This window comes from Pseudomonas medicaginis (genome assembly GCF_965119365.1).
GTDB lineage: Bacteria > Pseudomonadota > Gammaproteobacteria > Pseudomonadales > Pseudomonadaceae > Aquipseudomonas.
Genome location: NZ_OZ221631.1, coordinates 1,078,107 through 1,094,976, shown reverse-complemented (window position 1 = coordinate 1,094,976; position 16,870 = coordinate 1,078,107). Strand labels below are relative to the sequence as shown.

The 16,870-nt window shown below is 62.5% G+C and carries 10 protein-coding genes and 1 pseudogene; 3 read left to right on the top strand and 8 right to left on the bottom strand.

What is annotated here, in order from left to right; all coding sequences use genetic code 11:
* The first annotated feature begins 112 nt into the window (after positions 1 to 112).
* Together ACMTA2_RS04735 and ACMTA2_RS04730 are read left to right on the top strand one after the other, a co-directional pair.
* A pseudogene (locus ACMTA2_RS04735) lies at positions 113 to 995 on the top strand (LysR substrate-binding domain-containing protein).
* Between the two features lie 97 nt (positions 996 to 1,092).
* Complete coding sequence (locus tag ACMTA2_RS04730; RefSeq protein ID WP_413793924.1) at positions 1,093 to 1,437, top strand: cupin domain-containing protein; 345 nt, start codon at positions 1,093 to 1,095, stop codon at positions 1,435 to 1,437.
* 112 nt (positions 1,438 to 1,549) lie between these two features.
* Here ACMTA2_RS04730 and mmsB read toward each other — a convergent pair whose 3' ends face one another.
* Together mmsB and ACMTA2_RS04720 are read right to left on the bottom strand one after the other, a co-directional pair.
* Positions 1,550 to 2,437, bottom strand: coding sequence for a 3-hydroxyisobutyrate dehydrogenase (mmsB, locus tag ACMTA2_RS04725; RefSeq protein WP_046063065.1), 888 nt, complete (start codon positions 2,435 to 2,437; stop codon positions 1,550 to 1,552).
* Between the two features lie 10 nt (positions 2,438 to 2,447).
* A complete protein-coding gene (locus ACMTA2_RS04720; protein WP_413793923.1) occupies positions 2,448 to 3,974 on the bottom strand; it encodes a CoA-acylating methylmalonate-semialdehyde dehydrogenase in 1,527 nt (508 codons plus the stop codon).
* Positions 3,975 to 4,113: 139 nt separating this feature from the next.
* Between ACMTA2_RS04720 and ACMTA2_RS04715 the strand changes: the two genes are divergently transcribed.
* Positions 4,114 to 5,061, top strand: a complete 948-nt coding sequence (locus tag ACMTA2_RS04715; protein ID WP_413793922.1) for a LysR family transcriptional regulator — start codon at positions 4,114 to 4,116, stop codon at positions 5,059 to 5,061.
* Here the strand turns inward: ACMTA2_RS04715 and yfiB are convergent.
* The 6 genes from yfiB to recC form a co-directional block, all read right to left on the bottom strand.
* Positions 5,058 to 5,561, bottom strand: coding sequence for an outer membrane lipoprotein YfiB (gene yfiB / locus ACMTA2_RS04710; protein WP_413793921.1), 504 nt, complete (start codon positions 5,559 to 5,561; stop codon positions 5,058 to 5,060). The genes ACMTA2_RS04715 and yfiB overlap by 4 nt on opposite strands.
* A 3-nt stretch (positions 5,562 to 5,564) precedes the next feature.
* Complete coding sequence (dgcN, locus tag ACMTA2_RS04705; protein WP_413793920.1) at positions 5,565 to 6,833, bottom strand: diguanylate cyclase DgcN/YfiN; 1,269 nt, start codon at positions 6,831 to 6,833, stop codon at positions 5,565 to 5,567.
* Positions 6,830 to 7,405, bottom strand: coding sequence for a regulatory sequestration protein YfiR (gene yfiR, locus ACMTA2_RS04700; protein ID WP_413793919.1), 576 nt, complete (start codon positions 7,403 to 7,405; stop codon positions 6,830 to 6,832). The genes dgcN and yfiR overlap by 4 nt, the downstream gene beginning before the upstream one ends.
* A gap of 139 nt (positions 7,406 to 7,544) precedes the next feature.
* Positions 7,545 to 9,641 carry an exodeoxyribonuclease V subunit alpha gene (recD, locus tag ACMTA2_RS04695; protein ID WP_413793918.1) on the bottom strand — a complete coding sequence of 699 codons (2,097 nt, stop codon included), beginning with the start codon at positions 9,639 to 9,641 and terminating at the stop codon, positions 7,545 to 7,547.
* Complete coding sequence (gene recB, locus ACMTA2_RS04690) at positions 9,638 to 13,327, bottom strand: exodeoxyribonuclease V subunit beta (RefSeq protein ID WP_413793917.1); 3,690 nt, start codon at positions 13,325 to 13,327, stop codon at positions 9,638 to 9,640. Before recB ends, recD begins: the two co-directional genes overlap by 4 nt.
* Complete coding sequence (recC, locus tag ACMTA2_RS04685; protein WP_413793916.1) at positions 13,324 to 16,776, bottom strand: exodeoxyribonuclease V subunit gamma; 3,453 nt, start codon at positions 16,774 to 16,776, stop codon at positions 13,324 to 13,326. The genes recB and recC overlap by 4 nt, the downstream gene beginning before the upstream one ends.
* Positions 16,777 to 16,870: the final 94 nt, after the last annotated feature.

The window sequence follows — 16,870 nt, the reverse complement described above, 5'->3', positions numbered from 1 at the left end:
CCTTCGCGAGCAAGCCCGCTCCCACAGTGGATCGCATTTCAAACTGTGGGAGCGGGCTTGCTCGCGAAGACGGCATACCAAACACCACAGAATTTGAGATAGGACCCCTTCCATGCACTTCGACCTCACCGACCTGCGCCTCTACCTGAACACCCTCGACACCGGCAACATCACCGCCGGTGCCGCCCGCAGCCATTTGTCCCTGGCGGCGGCCAGTGCTCGTGTCCGGGCCATGGAAGCGTCCCTGGGCATCGACTTGCTGGAACGCGGCCGGCGCGGAGTGACGCCGACACCCGCGGGCAAGGCCCTGGCCCAGCATGCCCGGGTGTTGCTGCAGCACGCCGAACACCTGCAACAGGATCTGGCCGAATACGCCCAGGACGTCAAAGGCCAGGTGCGATTGTTGTGCAACACCAGCGCCATGACCGAGTACCTGCCCGAACTGTTGGCCAGTTTCCTCAAGGCCCACCCCAACCTCGACATCGACCTGCAGGAATTGCCCAGCTCACGGATCACCCATGGACTGCGCCAAGGTGCGGCGGACCTGGGGATCGTTTCCGACGCGGTGGACACCCATGACCTTCAGACCAAGCCTTTTCGCGACGATCCACTGGTATTGATCCTACCGACTGGCCACCCCCTGGCTGACGGTCGAGCCGTGCGTTTCAGCGAGACCCTCAGCCACGACTATATCGGCCTGAATGCCTCCAGCGCCCTGTCGATTCACTTGGAAGAACAAGGCCCTGCACATTGGCTCGCGCATGCAAATCCGCATTCGCGCCGATGGTTTCGACGGGATGATTCGCATGGTGGCCCATGGTGCCGGCATCGCCATCGTGCCGAAGGCGGCCATCGACCGGCGCCTGCCCGAGCCTTCGTATCGTTGCATCGAGTTGCAAGAGGCCTGGACCCACCGGGCGCTCCTGCTGTGCGCTCGCAACTTCGACGGTTTACCTGCCTACGCCAAGGCCCTGGCTCGGCATCTGACCGATTGATGCGCGCTTCTGGATAGCCCGATGTCGACCCCAGGCATCTACCCGCTCATGTCGCGCGTTAGGGTGCCTGTTCTTTTCTGCCCCTTTCGGAGTTCACATGACCGCCCCCATCACCGTCCTGCGCGACACCCATCCGCTGCCCGTACTCGATGCCTGCAAATGGGAAAAACTCGAAGGCGACCCGCACACCGTCAACCTCAACGCCTACACCAGCGAAGACGGCAGCAAGATCATGGGCACCTGGATCTGCACACCCGGCAAATGGTATGTGGAATACGTGAAGTGGGAGTACTGCCATTTCCAGGAAGGCTACTGCATCATCACCCCGGACGGCATGGAGCCGATCCATCTGCGCGCCGGTGACATCTTCGTCATCGAGCCAGGCATGAAAGGCACGTGGGAAGTGGTCGAGACCGTGCGCAAATATTTCGTCTTCGCCTGAAACAAAAAACCGAGAGACCACCCGACGTGGTCTCTCGGAAAACAACTTCTGGAATGCACAACCCTGTGGCGAGGGGATTTATCCCCGCAGGGCTGCGAAGCAACCCTGAAATCTATTGCGGCTTGCGATAGCTGTTAACAATCGCCGAAAAATCCTTGCCGCCCTCGCCTCGCTGACTCATCGCCTGGTACAACTGCTGCGCCACCGCCCCCAGCACCACCGGCTGATGGGCCTGCCGTGCGGCTTCGGTGGCCAGGCCCAGGTCCTTGAGCATCAGGTCGGCACCAAAGCCACCGGTGTAGCCGCGGGACGCCGGCGCCGTTTCGATCACGCCCGGCCAGGGGTTGTAGGTGTCCGAACTCCAGCAACGGCCCGTCGAGCTGTTGATGATCCCGGCCAGCACCTGGGTGTCGATCCCCAAGGCATCGCCCAGCGCCATGGCTTCGCTGACGCCCACCATGGAAATCCCCAGCAGCAGGTTGTTGCAGATCTTGGCGATCTGCCCGGTACCGACTTCGCCGCAGTGCACGATGTTACGGCCCATTTGCGCCAGCACCGGTTGCAAGGTGGCGAACAACTCAGCCGTGGCGCCGACCATGAAGGTCAACGTGCCCGCCGCCGCACCGCCGGTGCCGCCCGAGACCGGCGCATCGGCCATCGCCACCCCTTGCTTCGCAGCGGCAGCCGCCACGTCACGGGCGGTTTGCGGATCGATGGTGCTGCAATCCACAGCCGGCGTACCCGCGGCGATACCGGCCAGCACACCGTCTTCACCCAGCCAGACACTGCGCACATGGGCGGCGGCCGGCAGCATGGTGATCACCAGCGCAGCGCCCTGGGCCGCGTCGCGCGGCGAGGCGCTGATCGTGCCGCCCAATGCCGCCAACTCGGCCAATACGGTCTGGTTCAGGTCGAACAGGTTCAGCGAATGGCCAGCCTTGAGCAGGTTGCGCGCCATGGGGGCGCCCATGTTGCCCAGGCCGATGAATGCGATGTTCATGTCCGACTCCTTAACGCAAATGGATGGTGGTGTTCACACCGTCATTGACGCTGTCGTCATCGAACCAGCGCGCGGTCACGGTCTTGGTCTGAGTGTAGAACTGCACCACTTGTTTGCCGTACGGGCCGAGGTCGCCGAGTTTCGAACCCCGCGAACCGGTGAAACTGAAGAACGGCACCGGCACCGGGATCGGGATGTTGATGCCCACCTGGCCAACGTCGATTTCGCTCTGGAATTTGCGCGCCGCCGCACCACTTTGGGTGAACAGACCAGTGCCGTTGCCGAATGGGTTGGCGTTGACCAGGGCAATCGCCTGATCCAGGGTGTCGACTTCCAGCACCACCAGCACCGGGCCGAAGATTTCTTCGGTGTAGATGCGCATGTCGGTGGTCACGCCGGAAAACAGGGTCGGGCCGACGAAGTTGCCCTGCTCGAAGCCCGGCACGCGGATGTCACGGCCGTCGAGTTCCAGCTTCGCCCCTTGCTGCACGCCGCTCTCGATCAACTCGAGGATGCGTGCCTTGGCCCGCTTGGAAATCACCGGGCCGACATCGGTGCCCGGCTCGCTGCCGGCGTTGACCTTGAGCTTCTGCGCCAAGGCCTTGAGTTCCGGCAACCACTGCTTGGCCGCGCCCACCAGCACCACCACGGAAGTGGCCATGCAACGCTGGCCCGCCGCGCCGAAACCGGCACCGACCAAGGCATTGAGAGTCTGCTCGCGATTGGCATCGGGCAGCACCACTGCGTGGTTCTTGGCGCCCATCATCGATTGCACGCGCTTGCCGTGGCGACCCGCCAGGTCATACACGTGGGTGCCGACCGCCGTCGAGCCGACGAACGAAACCGCCTTGATGTCCGGGTGGGTGCAGAGTGCATCCACCACGTCCTTGCCGCCGTGCACCACGTTGAGCACACCGGCCGGTACGCCGGCCTCGATGGCCAGCTCCACCAGGAGCATGGTCGACAGGGGATCCTGCTCCGACGGTTTGAGCACGAAGGTGTTGCCGCAGGCGATGGCCATGGGGAACATCCACAATGGAATCATCGCCGGGAAGTTGAACGGGGTAATGCCCGCGCACACACCAATCGGCTGGCGCAGGGTGTAGGTGTCAACGCCACCGGCGACGTTCTCGGCAAATTCGCCCATCTGCAGGGTGCCGATGGAACAAGCGTGCTCCACCACTTCCAGGCCACGGAAAATATCGCCCTCGGCGTCAGCGATGGTCTTGCCCTGTTCGGCGCTGAGCACCGCGGCGATGCGCTTGGAATGTTCGCGGATCAACGCCTGGAGCTTGAGCATGATGCGCATCCGCGCACCGATGGGCGTCAGTTTCCAGGTCTGGAACGCACGCTGGGCAGCTGCGATGGCGGCGTCGACTTCCGACGCCGTGGCGAACGGAACCTTCGCCAGCACCTGTTGGGTGGCCGGGTTGACGATGTCGTGCCATTCGCGGGTTTGGGATTCAACCCACTCACCATCGATCAGCAGTCTGACGGTTTGCAGGGCAGTGTCATTGGGCGTAAGGGAAACGTTCATGCTGGCCTCCGGGATTGTTCTTATAGAGAGCGCTGGTTCAGCAAAGACCAAGGTGCAGGAGCACGCATGGTGATGAGACGGTTTTTGGAGTATAGATGTGCAAACTTCTAATAAGAATGCACATAAAAGCCGGTCCATCATGCAAAAAAACATCACCTCCCTGGGTTCGCTGAACTGGGACGACCTCAAGTTTTTCCTCGAAGTGGCCCGCACCCGCAAGGCCAGCACGGCCGCCAAGCGCCTGGCCGTCGACTACACCACGGTGTCGCGACGCATCAGCTCGCTGGAAGCCTCGCTGGGCACGCTGCTGTTCGAAAAATCCCGGACCAACGGTTTTGTCCTGACGGCCGAAGGCCAGCGCCTGCTGGGTTACGCCGAATCGATCGAAAGCACCCTGCACATGGCCTGCGAGCAGGTTTCAGGCTCTGGCGTGGCGCTGTCCGGCCACGTGCGCATGGGCTGCACCGAAGGCTTCGGCAGCTTCTTCATCACCCCGCAACTGAGTCACTTCGTCGACGCCTACCCGGCCATTTCGGTGGATATCCTGCCATTGCCGCACTTCATCAGCCTGTCCAAGCGCGAAGCCGACATCGTCATCGCCCTCGAACGCCCCGAACATGGCCCGTATGTGTGCTGCAAATTGTGCGACTACCGGCTGCAGCTCTATGCCACCCAGCCTTACCTGGACAACCACCCACCGATCCAGCGCCCGGCCGACCTGGCCATGCACTCATTCATCAGCTATGTGGATGACTTGGCGTTCAGTTCCGAATTGCTCTACCTGGCCAACGTCCTGCCCGGCGCCAATGCCCACCTGCGCAGCACCAGCGTGATCGCGCAATTCGTGGCAGCGCAACAAGGCCGCTCGCTGGCGATCCTGCCCTGCTTCCTCGCCGCCCAGGACCCACGGCTGTTGCCGGTGCTGCCGGAGGACATCACCGTCACCCGGCAATTCTGGATGTACTGCCGGGAGGATTTGAGGAAGCTGAAGCGCATTACGCTGCTGTGGGATTACATCCGCGAGGTGACTGAACGGAACCAGCCATTGCTGATGGGCGACAGCCGGGAGATGGTGTTCGCCGACTAGTCGGCGATGACCACGATGGCGACGCGGCGGTTTTCGGTGCGGCCGCTGGCCGTGTCGTTGGAGGCGACCGGTTTGCTGCTGCCCAGGCCACGCAATTGGACGTTTTCTTCGCGCATGCCAACGCTTGTCAGCACCTTGCTCACGCTGGCGGCCCGGCGCATCGACAGTTGTTCGTTGTAGGCCTGGGAGCCCGATGCGTCGGTATGACCATCGACACGTACCCGCTCGATGCCCGCGCCCAACAGCGCCTTGCCGATGCGCTCGACGATCTCGGTGCTGGCCGGGTTGAGGTTCTCCACATCGCTACCAAACAGGACCTTGCCCGACAGACCGAAGGCCCAGCCATCGTCAGTCAGTTCAAAGCCTTGTTGCTTGAGTACGGCAATTTGCGCCGGGGTCAGGCCTTTCGGCGGTGCGGTCTGGCAACCGCTCAGGACCAGGGTGGCGAGTAAGAAAAGCGCTGCAAACCAACGCAGGGAAAATTGAGGGTATGAACGCACGAGTCAGCTCCTGGTTTGAAGATCAGCGACGGAGTGATCCGACCCCGCCGTATGTTGACCGCCTCGGGCGAGGCGTTTGGCTTGGTACATGGCCGCATCGGCGGCGTGGAGCAGGGTGCTCGGTGTGTCACCATGCTCCGGGTAGACAGCAATGCCGACACTGAGTGAGGTCAACACGGAGGCGTTGCCAGGCAACTGAATCGGCACTTCCATGCTGGCGATGATTTTTTCAGCGATCCGTTCGGCGTCCTCGGCCTTGTGCAAGGGCGCCAGCAGCACGGCGAACTCGTCGCCCCCCAAGCGCGCGACCAAGTCGTCCTCACGCAACTGGGCCCGGACCCGGGTCGCCACGGCCGTGAGCACCGCGTCACCGGCGGCGTGGCCGAAGTTGTCATTGATGCCCTTGAACCGGTCGCTGTCCAGGTACAACACGGCCACCTGCTCGTCGTGCTTGCCAGCGTTGCGCAAGGCACGCGTCAACCGCCCTTCGAAAAACGCCCGGTTCGGCAAGCCCGTCAAGCTGTCATGACTGGCCTGGTGCGCCAGGGTTTCGTTTTCGCTTTGCAGGTGAGTCTGCCAGGACTCCAGTTCATCGAGCAGGGCGTTGAAGTCATTGGCCAGGTTATCCAGTTCGGCGATAGCGGCCGGCGGTACGCGCCGGTCCAGGGCGCGTTCGCTGCGGGCCGCGTGCGCTACCTCGGCCAGGCTGCGCAGCGGCCCGGTGATCGCACGCAACTGGCGCCGCGCCAGATAAAGCGCCACCCAGGCACTCACCGCCGTGCACAGGATGATCCCCGCCAGCCCGCTGAGCAAAAAACGCAACAGGCTGCCGCCATGCCCCGCCAACACGATACGGCCGATGTCCTGCCCTTGATGAACGATCGGCAGGCTGATGGGCTTTTCCAGGAATGCCTTGGCAATGTGCACTTCCAGCTCCGACAACAGGCCGGTTTGCGGTCTCTGCCAGCGCGCCAGCAGACGACCATGTTCATTGAACACCTGGGCATCGGCGACTTCCTCGGTGGAGGCGATCAAGGCCAGCGCTTCGGTGGCGGCGGCCGAATCATCGAAGACCACGGCGGCTTCTACGGTGTAGTTGATCGAACGAGCGATCAGGTGCAGGTTGTGATCGGCGTAGACCCGCAACGCCAGCAGGCCGAGCAAGGTCAGGGAAACACTGGCCATGGTGATGGCCACCAAGGCGACGATCAGATGGCCGCGACCGATGACCGAGCCCAGGGTAGGACGGAGCCTTGGTTTGCTCTGCGTCATGGCGTTGCGGACCTGCGGCGGGAAAGCTGCAGCACACTCGGATGGATGCGCACGCCACTGCGGGCCACGGAATCGAGGTTGACCTCGAAAGACACTTGTTCATCGCCGACCCGCAGGCAGAACAAGCTCCCAACGGTGCACTGGTCGCCACCTTCGCTGATGCTCAGCACCGGCTTGCCGATCAAGGACGCAAACAGACGGGTGTGCTCATCGTTGGTCAGCCTGCCGACGTAGACCGCGTTGCACTCAGTGGCGATACCGGGATGATCGGCCAGCAACCGCTGCACAGTCACCGGCCGCCCCGTGGCCTGGGTACTGCCCTTGACGAGATCGTCGGTGTATTGGGTTGGCCCGACGATGCACAGCTGCAACTGGGTTGGTTCCACGGGCCAGCGAGCGTAGCTGAGAATACCCAATACCACCTGGGTCACCGCTTCGGCCCGCTGCTCGGCCTGGGTCGTGGCTGCCTGCTCCTCGGCCGCCGCGACAGGCAGCAGCAGACACAAAAGGCCGGCAAGCAGAACATGCCCCAAGCCCTTGCTGCGCACTGCCTCCCGTACAGGCACTTTCATGGAAAGTCTCTTGATCCCAGCGATAAGTGCCGGAACGATAGCACAGTGCCAAAAAGCCAGCGAGGCAGCGTTTTACGCAGGCTTCGCAGCGAAACAGGCCAGATTGTCGCGGGGGCATGAATCCTTGAAAGCTGACAATTCAGTCAGCCTGTTCCAACGCCAGCATCAACCCGCTCAAGCGCTTGACCTTGCGCCGCACCGCCTCCTCGAAGATGCCGACTCGCGGTTCGATCAAGCTGAACCATTGCTTGCCCCGGGTAATGGCGGTGTACACCAGTTCCTTGGTCAAGACCGGGTTGAGCGCGTCCGGAAGGACCAACGCGGTATGGGTGAACTCCGAGCCCTGGGATTTGTGCACCGTCATGGCATACACGGTTTCCACGTCATTCAGCCGGCTGGGCAGGACGAAACGCACACCGCCCTGGCCATCATTGCGCGGGAACGCGACCCGCAGCACCTGCTTGCCGGCATCGGGCCCATCACGCTCGGGCAGCCTGAGGGCAATGCCGATATCGCCGTTCATCAACCCCAGCCCATAGTCGTTACGGGTCATCAGCACCGGACGGCCCTCGTACCACAGGTGATCGCTATCGATAAGACGGGCCTTGAGCAGTGCGGCGGTGATTCGCGGGTTCAATCCTTCGACGCCCCACGGCCCCTTGCGCACCGCGCAAAGCAATTGGAACTCGTCGAAAGCCGCCAGGACTTCGCGGGCCCAATCGGCCCAACAACGGTCTTCCAGCGGCAGGGAATCGGCCGGGCGGCGCTGCCGCAGCAGGCTCAGGTAATGCCGGTAACCCTGGGGCCCATCTGGCTTGCCGTCGAGTAACAGTTTTTCCAGTGTCGTGTCGTGTTCACTCGCCAGCGTCAGGAAAGACAGATCGGCGTAGTGCCCCTCCTCCAGCAGTTGGCGGGCTTTTTCAGGCTGCTGCTGGTTGACCCAGCGAGCCAACTGACCGATCCCGCTGCCTTCGCCGAAGCGCCGGGAATGCCTGAGCATGACCACTTGCTGCGCCAGGGGATGGGTGCCGTCGAGGTCCTGTTGCAGGTCGATGGCCGCCAGGTTCTCACCACTGACCGACTCGAGCCAGGCTCGAGTCCGGGGGCTGTACCAGCCGTCCTCGGCGTCTCGACACAAATCCCCCAGCACCGCACCGGCCTCCACAGAAGCCAACTGGTCCTTGTCCCCCAGCAACACCAGTCGTGCATGGGACGGCAGCGCATCCAGCAGGTTGGCCATCATCTCCAGGTCGATCATCGATGCTTCATCGACTACCAGCACATCCAGTGGCAAGCGATTGCCTGCATGGTGGCGAAAATGCCGGGTGCCAGGACGACTGCCCAGCAAACGATGGACCGTCGTCACATCGCAAGGAATCCGTTCACGTACAGCCTCATCCACATCCAGGGACCGCACCTGCTGGCTGATGGACTCGGTGAGGCGCGCTGCCGCCTTGCCCGTGGGCGCAGCCAGGCGAATGCGCAGCGGCTTCCCGGCCTCGACGGCCGGTGCCTGCAACAGCGCCAGCAGCCGTACAACGGTGGTGGTCTTGCCGGTGCCTGGTCCGCCGGTCACGATGCTGAAAGCCCCACGGGTCGCCAGGGCGCAGGCCAGCTTCTGCCAATCGATCGGGCCGCTGGTATTGGCTGGCCCGAACAGCCCATCCAACCGCTCGCGCAGGTCGTCGGGTGCCGCTTCAGACTCGATCAGCCGTTGGCGCAACGCTTCGTCGATTCGTCGCTCATAGCCCCAGTAACGGCGCAAGTAAAGACGCTTGCCCGACAGCACCAATGGACGTTGCTGCGCCTCTTCGCTCCCATCCACCGCCAGGGCCACCAACCGGCTGGAAGCCAGGACCTTGCACCAATGGGCACCGTCCAGTGCCTGCAATATTTGCGAGGGCAACAGCATCACGCCTGTCTGCAGGTCACCCTCGGGGGGCAGCGACAGGGCGAAGTCAGGTTCCTTGAGGGTCTCGAAAACATCCAGGCAAACATGCCCGTGGCCCAGCTGATGACTGGTCAGCGCAGCGGCGAGCAGGACCAAAGGATCATCGTCGGGCGCCAGTTCATGGAGGAACGCAACGAAGGCCTTGTCCAGGGCGCGCAACCAGCCGCGCTCGACCCAGCGCGTCAGCAACAACAGCAAGTCCTGCGCACGGCTCAAGGGGGCCAGGTCAACCAGGCTCTCGTCATCGGACGCCTTGGGCAGCAGCTCGGCAAAGGAACGGCTCATAGCAATTCTCCCTGTACCCACGCCGGTTCCGCCTTGGGTTCGGGCGCGCCTTGGAACAGACGATCCAGTTGCTCGATCAAGGCCCGTGGCGGCCTGGTGAAATACACGCCCTGGCTGGTTGAGCGGGTACCACGGAGGAACAGATAGAGAGCGCCGCCGACATGCCGGTCGTAGTCGTAGTCGGGGAGCCGCGCCTTGAGCTGGCGATGCAGGGCCAACAGGTACAGCACGTATTGCAGGTCGTAGCGATGGTCCAGGATCGACTGTTCCATGGCCTGTACGGTGTAGGCCATGTCATCGACACCCAGCCAGTTGGACTTGTAATCGGCCACGTAGTAACGGCCCTCGTGCTCGAACGTCAAATCGATGAAACCCTTGAACATGCCATTGAGCAGCACCGGCTCCGCAGCGACGCGGGCCACACCGCCATGGGTGAAGCGGCAAACCAGTTGGTCAAGCCTTTGCACATCGACCTTGTGGCTGGCGAACCAGAATTCCATTTCGACCTGAAACTGGGTCAGCCGCTCCAGCACCACCGGTGCCTGGTCGTTACCGACGCGCATGGGCATGTTGATCAGATGCTGCAGCCAGTCGCTCAGCGTGGTAATCCAGCCTTTCCAGCCTCGGCGGTTGCAGCGTCGGGCAATGGCGTCCTCGATATCCGCCGGCCCAGAGGAAAAGCCTTCCCCGGCGACCCACTCCAGCAGGCCATGGAGGAAAGTCCCCGGGTTGGGGCCTCGGGGGAAACGGTGGATATCACCACCGACGGCGATGGTCTCCCTGGGAGCGTCCGGGTCAAGTCGTTCATCGTCGAACAGTTTCTGGGCCTGCGGACTCTCTGGCGAGGTATCGCTGCCTTCGCTCAGGCTTTCGCCGATGCGCAAGGCACTGTAGGAGGCGATCCACCAGTTTTCGCTGGCTTTGCGCAAGGGCACCAAGGGCTCGAGCAATACAGCGTCGTTGCGTGGCGGCCGGTAGCGCTCGTCGGTGGCTTCGGGCAATGGCTGGCAACTCACCGCGACACTGCCTTGTTGCAGGTCTTGCAGCCAGCGCCTCAGCTCCACCGAATCGGTCAGCGGCGCCCCACCCCCCAACAGATAGCCCAGCGCGGACACATGCAGGATCGAGCTGCTGTTATTGCCCCGCTTGAGGTCCGCGACACCCAGCCAGCAGGCATGCTGTGCGCGGGTCAGTGCCACGTAGAGCAGCCGCAGATCCTCGGCGAGGCGCTCGTCATCGGCCTTGGCGATCAATTCGGCGGTGGGCTTGAGGCTGATCTGCGCCTTGTTGGCCTCATCGTGGTAATGCAACGGCAATCGACTGCCGTCCACCGGTTTCGTCGAACAGATGAAGGGCAAGAAGACCAGCGGATATTCAAGGCCCTTGGACTTGTGGATCGTGACCACCTTGACCAACTGCTCATCGCTTTCCAAGCGCAGGATCTGCTCTTCTCCCGCCTGCCCGGACAAAGCCAGATGCTCGGACAAATGCCGGATCAAGGCCTGTTCGCCATCCAGCTCACCGGCGGCCTGCTGCAACAGCTCGCAAAGATGCAGCAAGTTGGTCAATACCCGCTCGCCATCACTGCGCGTCATCAGGGCTTGGGGCAATTCGAAATCATGTAACAGCCGTCGCAACATCGGCAGCACGCCCTGGCTGCGCCACACCGTGCGATAACCGCGAAACTGCATGACCCGGGCTTCCCAGGCCAGCTCATCCTGGTTGAGACGCTCAAGCTCCGTCAGCGACAGGTTCAACGTGATGCTGGCCAGCGCTGCCCGTAGCGGTCGCTCCACATCCGGTTCGGCACAGGCCCTGAGCCAGGTCAGCAAGTCCCGCGCCTCTTGCGAAGCAAAAACCGAATCCTTGTCGGACAGATAGACACTGCGCACACCCCGCGCGGACAGCTCGTCTCGCACGGCTTGCGCTTCTTTACCGTCGCGCACCAGGATGGCGATATCCGCCGGGCGCAACCCCCGCAGCGTTTCGCCATCGACCGTGAAACCGTCGCGTCCCGACTGGCCACCGTTGAGCAACGCCGTGATCTCACTGGCGCAGGCGGCTGCCATGGATTGTCGATACACCGCACCGGAAAGCGGCTGTTCCGATGGCAGATGCCATAGGTTCAGCGCCGCCACCGCCTGCCCTGCCACTTGCAAGGATTCCTTGCGCCCCTGGGACCCAACGGAGAGGAACGGTACCGGGTTCTCGCCCGATGGCTCACGGAACAGAAAGGCCCCGCGCCCCTTCGGACGGGACTCGGCCTTCTGGAAAAGATGGTTTACCGCCCCCACCATGGCATGGCTCGAACGGAAATTCGTGCCCAGCGTATGCAACCTGCCGGCCGTGGCCGCGCGAGCACGCAGGTAGGTGTAGATGTCGGCGCCGCGAAAGGCGTAGATCGCCTGCTTCGGATCGCCGATCAGGAAAAGTCCGGTCTCAGGGTCGTTTTCTTCGATGCGGTAGATGCTTTCGAAGATCCGGTACTGAACCGGGTCGGTGTCCTGGAACTCATCGATCAGCGCCACCGGGAACTGCTCGCGGATCAGGCTCGCCAGACGTTCGCCCCCGTCGGCCTGCAGCGCCGCGTCGAGACGCAGCAGCATGTCGTCGAAGCCCATCTCGGCGCGGCGCCGTTTCTCTGCTTCGAAGCGTGCCCCGACCCATTGCGCGGCATGCTGCAACACGGCGGCATCCGGCGTGGGCAACGCCTCCAGGCTGGCCTTGAGACCGGCCATGGCGTCCAGGCCGGGATGGTTGGGCACGTCACCTTTCCAGGCTTCGGCCATGCCCTCGGGCGTCAGGCGTGTGAACCCAGTCCCGATATCCAACAGCTCGTGGCTTTCGTCCTCTACCCAGGCGGTGATTTTCTGAAACCACGGCTCGAAGTAACGCGCCTGCATCTTGCGCCCGTCGACAGACTTGCTGGCGACGCCTTGTTGGCAGATCTCCAGCAATTCCACGGCCCATTGCCGCCATGGCGCCTTGAGATCGAGCAGGGCGGCACTGCGCTCCTGCAGGGAGGCCGCGATGAGTTCGGCCGGCTCAAGCCCATCCGCGTCGCCACGCTCGCTGGCAAACAAACCTCTCACCCGTGGCAACAGTGCCGCAGGCCCTCCCCAATGGGTACGCACCCAATTCAGAGCCTCACCTTCCATCGAATAGCAGAACAGCCGCCAGTAATCGCGCAATACTTCGCCCAGCAATTCGCTGTGGTCGGTTTCAAGGGTCTGGGTAAACAGGCTGCCGCTGTCGAAGGCATGCTCACGCAACATGCGCTGGCACCAGCCATGGATGGTCGAGACGGCCGCTTCGTCCATCCACTGCGCGGCGATGTCCAGCCGGTTCGCGCAACCTGGCCATTGTTCGGCACTGAATTCATCGCGCAACGCGGTGATCAGTGAATCCGGTGCTGGAATCTCGTCGCGAAAGAAACGTGCGGCCTCGGCCAGACGGGTGCGGATTCGCTCGCGCAACTCCTTGGTGGCAGCGTCCGTAAAGGTCACCACCAGGATTTGCGGCGGAAGCAGCTCGCGGCCAAAACCGGACGCCGATCCGCCATGACCCAGCACCAGACGCAGGTACAGCGCCGAAATGGTGAAGGTCTTGCCGGTACCGGCGCTGGCCTCGATCAGTTGGCTGCCCCGCAACGGGAACGCCAGGGCCAAGGGTGTCTGCCGACTCATGAACGGGTCTCCTCGCCAACCGATGAACGCCACGGGGCTTCGAGCAGCGGCCGGTAAAGCGCATCGCACCAGTCGGGGAATGTTTCGTCAGCCATCAAGGCGGCGAAATCAGGAAACTGACGAGCCAAGGCCGGGTTTTCCCGCCGTTCGCCCTCAAACGTCTGTCCATCGCCCTCATAAGCTTTGCGCGCCGCCGCTTCAGCCTTGAGCGGATCGCTCTGGCCGAGCCAGGCGAAAGCCGTCTTCACTGCAATCGGCAGGGGCTGGCGCATACCGGTCTGCCAGGCCAGCAGCATGTCCCCCAGCAGCCGTCGTGCGACAGTCTCGTCAAAAGGCGCCAGCAACAAGCTGTCATCACTGGCGACCAGCGCCGTCGTCAACGACAAGCCATTAGCGCAGGCCACGAGATGGTTGACCCAGGGCCGTATCAGCCGATGCCACTTGCGGCTCTTGGTGGAGCCGATACTGTTGGGTATGGCCGTGATGGCGAGGACCGCACCGTCGGAGCGCTGGTGCAGGCCACTGAGCCAGCCCTCGACACCCACGCCCTGCAATTGCAGGCTGACGGGCACAGCACTGGCCAGCGGCGTGGGCCATAACGCCAGAAGCTGCTGGTAGCGTTGGAGCAGATCCGGCAAGGGTTCGATCAGTTCGCGCTGCATGCACTCACCGAACCCGGCCATCGGTAACAGGCCGCTGTCCTGGAGTCTCTGGGCATGGGCGGCCAGTGCAAGCTCCGGCTGGTCCAAGCGCACCAGAGCAGCCTCAAGCAGGCTGTCACTCAGGCTGTAGCGTTGCAGCGCATCGAGCACGAAAGGTTCGTCATCGGCCAGAGGCGCTTCGATGGCTTCGAAGAATACTTTCAGCCGTTGGCTGAAAAAATGGCGGACGGGATTGCGCAGGAAGTCCTGCAACTGACCGAGGCCCAAGGGTTCTTCCTGGACGTAAGGCGTCAGCATCTGGGCTTTGTCGGTGTGATCACCGATGTCATGGAGCATTCGCCATTCGCTGGCGTAACTGAACAGCTCGTCACCGTGATGGAAATAACGCGCACTGAACGGTTGCAGCGGATGCTCCTGGGTCAGGGCATCGAGAAGAGGCTTGCTGTCATCTGCCAACCGCCAGCCACTGGCGAGATGATCGCGCAGTTGGCCGATCAACACCGATGCCGGGCGCTCGCTGTTGTCGCGAATACTGCGCCCCACCCAACTGATGTACAGCTTTTCCCGGGCAGAAAGCAGCGCTTCCAACAGCAGGTAACGGTCGTCTTCACGGCGGGAACGATCACCCGGGCGATAATCGCCGCCCATCAGATCGAAATCCAAGGGCGGCTGGGCGCGCGGGTAATCACCGTCGTTCATCCCCAGCAAGCACACCAGCTTGAAGGGGATCGCGCGCATCGGCATCAAGGTACAGAAGTTGACGGCGCCGGCCAGGAAGCGTTGGGACAGTCGCCCCTGATCCAGCCCGGCCAACCAGGCTTCACGCACCACCGTCAGCGGCAACTCATCGTGCAGCCCCACCGACTCACAGGTTTGCAGCCAGGTTTCACGCAAGTCTTCGAGTTGGGCCAGCAGATAGTCGTCATGCTCGTTGCTCGCCAGAAAAAACAGCTGCATCAGATCGTGCAGGCGCGAACCCCATTGCTGTGGCGACGCTGGCTGGGTGAGCTCCTGATGGGCGACTTCCAGGGCATCCAGCAACGCCACCAGCGGACCGATCAACGCCGCGTCCAGGCCACCGATCTCGTCATAGGGCTCGATACCGTCATAGGCCTGTGAGCTGCCGACGGCGTACCCCAGCAACATGCGACGCAAGCCGAAACGCCAGCTGTTCTGTTCGAGCTCCGCGGGCAAGCCCAGCCCGGCGCGGTGTTCGGCACTCATTCCCCAGCGTATCCCCGCCCCTTCGATCCAGCGATGCAATGTCGGCAGGTCGGCCTCATCGATGCCAAACCGTTCGCGCAACGCCGGGACATCCAGCAGATCGAGGATTTCGCTGACCGGGAAACGACTGTCCGGCAGCTTGAGCAAATGCTCGACGGCGATCAGTAATGGATCACGTCCGCGTTGGCCTTGGTCGGTCAGGGTGAATGGGATGAAACGAGGGTCGCTCCTGTCGAGCTGGCCGAACACCGCCCGAATATGCGGCGCATAGCTGTCGATGTCCGGGACCATGACAATAATATCCCGTGGGCGCAGGGTCGGATCCGCACTGAAGTGGGCCAGTAACTGGTCATGGAGAATTTCGACCTCACGCTGGGCGCCGTGGGCTACATGAAAGCGGATAGAGCCATCTCGCTGCGTATCGACGACGGGCCAGTGTTCGCGGGTTTCGTTCAGGGGCCGTAGCTCCAGGATGTCATCCTGCAACTGGCTGAGAAGGGTCGTGGGGGTTCCCTCCGTGAACAGGTCGATCCGCCCATCGCGAAACACCGCGCGATAGCTGCTGGGATCATCGTAGCTGTCGAGCAGGTTGATGTAGTCGCGCCCCTGCTTGCCCCAGGCGGCCAATAACGGATGGGCATGTTGATGCAGGGTTTGTGGATCGAGGACCGCGGGCATGCCGCTCTTGCGTGACTGGCGCTTGTATTGGTGGCGCAGCAAGTCCTTGTCGGCGACGATGTCCGCCCAATGATGGCGACACGGGTTATGCACACAGAGCAGAACCTGGCTGAACCGGGAAAGCCCGGCGAGTGCCTCGAGGACTTGGGCAGGCAACGAAGAAATACCGAACACGATGACCCGTGCGGGCAAGCCGTTCGGAGCGACTTCCAACGTGTTGATACGTTCGATGTAGCGCTGATGGACGCCGGCACGGCTTTGCGCCATGCCTTGTTCACCCACATCCAGCAACAAAGCGCGCCACAATTCCGCTTGCCAGCAATTCGCCGGCGCGAGCGGCTTGATTTCCCCTCGGACATTTCGTGTCTGGTGTCGCCCTTCAGCCCAATCCTCGAGCCAGTCGGCCCGGTATACCTGGTACTGGTCGAACAGATCGGCAAGGCGCTCCGACAGTTGATAGCGCTTGCGCAAGTCGGTGTCGTGGGTAAGGAATCGTCGCAGAGGTTCGAAATGAGGCAGCTCGATCAACTGCGGCAGCAGGCGCATCAGGCGCCAGGTTAAGGGGGCCTTGTCCAAGAGAGACTTGGCCGGAATCTCGTCACGTCCCAGCACTGTTCGATAAAGCTGCCACATGAAGCTACCCGGCAGTTGCACATCAATGGCAGCCGCTATGCCGCAGCCGCCGGAGTCATCCTCTTCCGGATCTTCAGCCAATGCGAGCTTGAGCCATTGGGCGATGCCATTGCTCTGTACCAGCGCGATTTCATTCTCAAGGGGAGCCAGCGGGTAGCGCCGCATCAAGCTGATCACCAGGCTGCGCAATTCATCGAGGCGATTCCCGTGAACCACCATGAAAGCTGGGTGAAGGGACGTTGCGTCCGGCATGAAAGGCATCCTTGAAAATGCAAAAGCTAGGGCAGAACCTTAGCACTGTCGGGGGGCTGTGACAGCCAGGGAGCTGTCCGAGCTTTTCGTAAGA

What these genes read in the sequence shown, in the direction of transcription:
- yfiR (WP_413793919.1), bottom strand. Translation starts at nt 7,405, where the DNA reads ATGAAAGTGCCTGTACGGGAGGCAGTGCGCAGCAAGGGCTTGGGGCAT.
- recD (WP_413793918.1), bottom strand. Translation starts at nt 9,641, where the DNA reads ATGAGCCGTTCCTTTGCCGAGCTGCTGCCCAAGGCGTCCGATGACGAG.
- recC (WP_413793916.1), bottom strand. Translation starts at nt 16,776, where the DNA reads ATGCCGGACGCAACGTCCCTTCACCCAGCTTTCATGGTGGTTCACGGG.
- ACMTA2_RS04730 (WP_413793924.1), top strand. Translation starts at nt 1,093, where the DNA reads ATGACCGCCCCCATCACCGTCCTGCGCGACACCCATCCGCTGCCCGTA.
- recB (WP_413793917.1), bottom strand. Translation starts at nt 13,327, where the DNA reads ATGAGTCGGCAGACACCCTTGGCCCTGGCGTTCCCGTTGCGGGGCAGC.
- mmsB (WP_046063065.1), bottom strand. Translation starts at nt 2,437, where the DNA reads ATGAACATCGCATTCATCGGCCTGGGCAACATGGGCGCCCCCATGGCG.
- ACMTA2_RS04715 (WP_413793922.1), top strand. Translation starts at nt 4,114, where the DNA reads ATGCAAAAAAACATCACCTCCCTGGGTTCGCTGAACTGGGACGACCTC.
- ACMTA2_RS04720 (WP_413793923.1), bottom strand. Translation starts at nt 3,974, where the DNA reads ATGAACGTTTCCCTTACGCCCAATGACACTGCCCTGCAAACCGTCAGA.
- dgcN (WP_413793920.1), bottom strand. Translation starts at nt 6,833, where the DNA reads ATGACGCAGAGCAAACCAAGGCTCCGTCCTACCCTGGGCTCGGTCATC.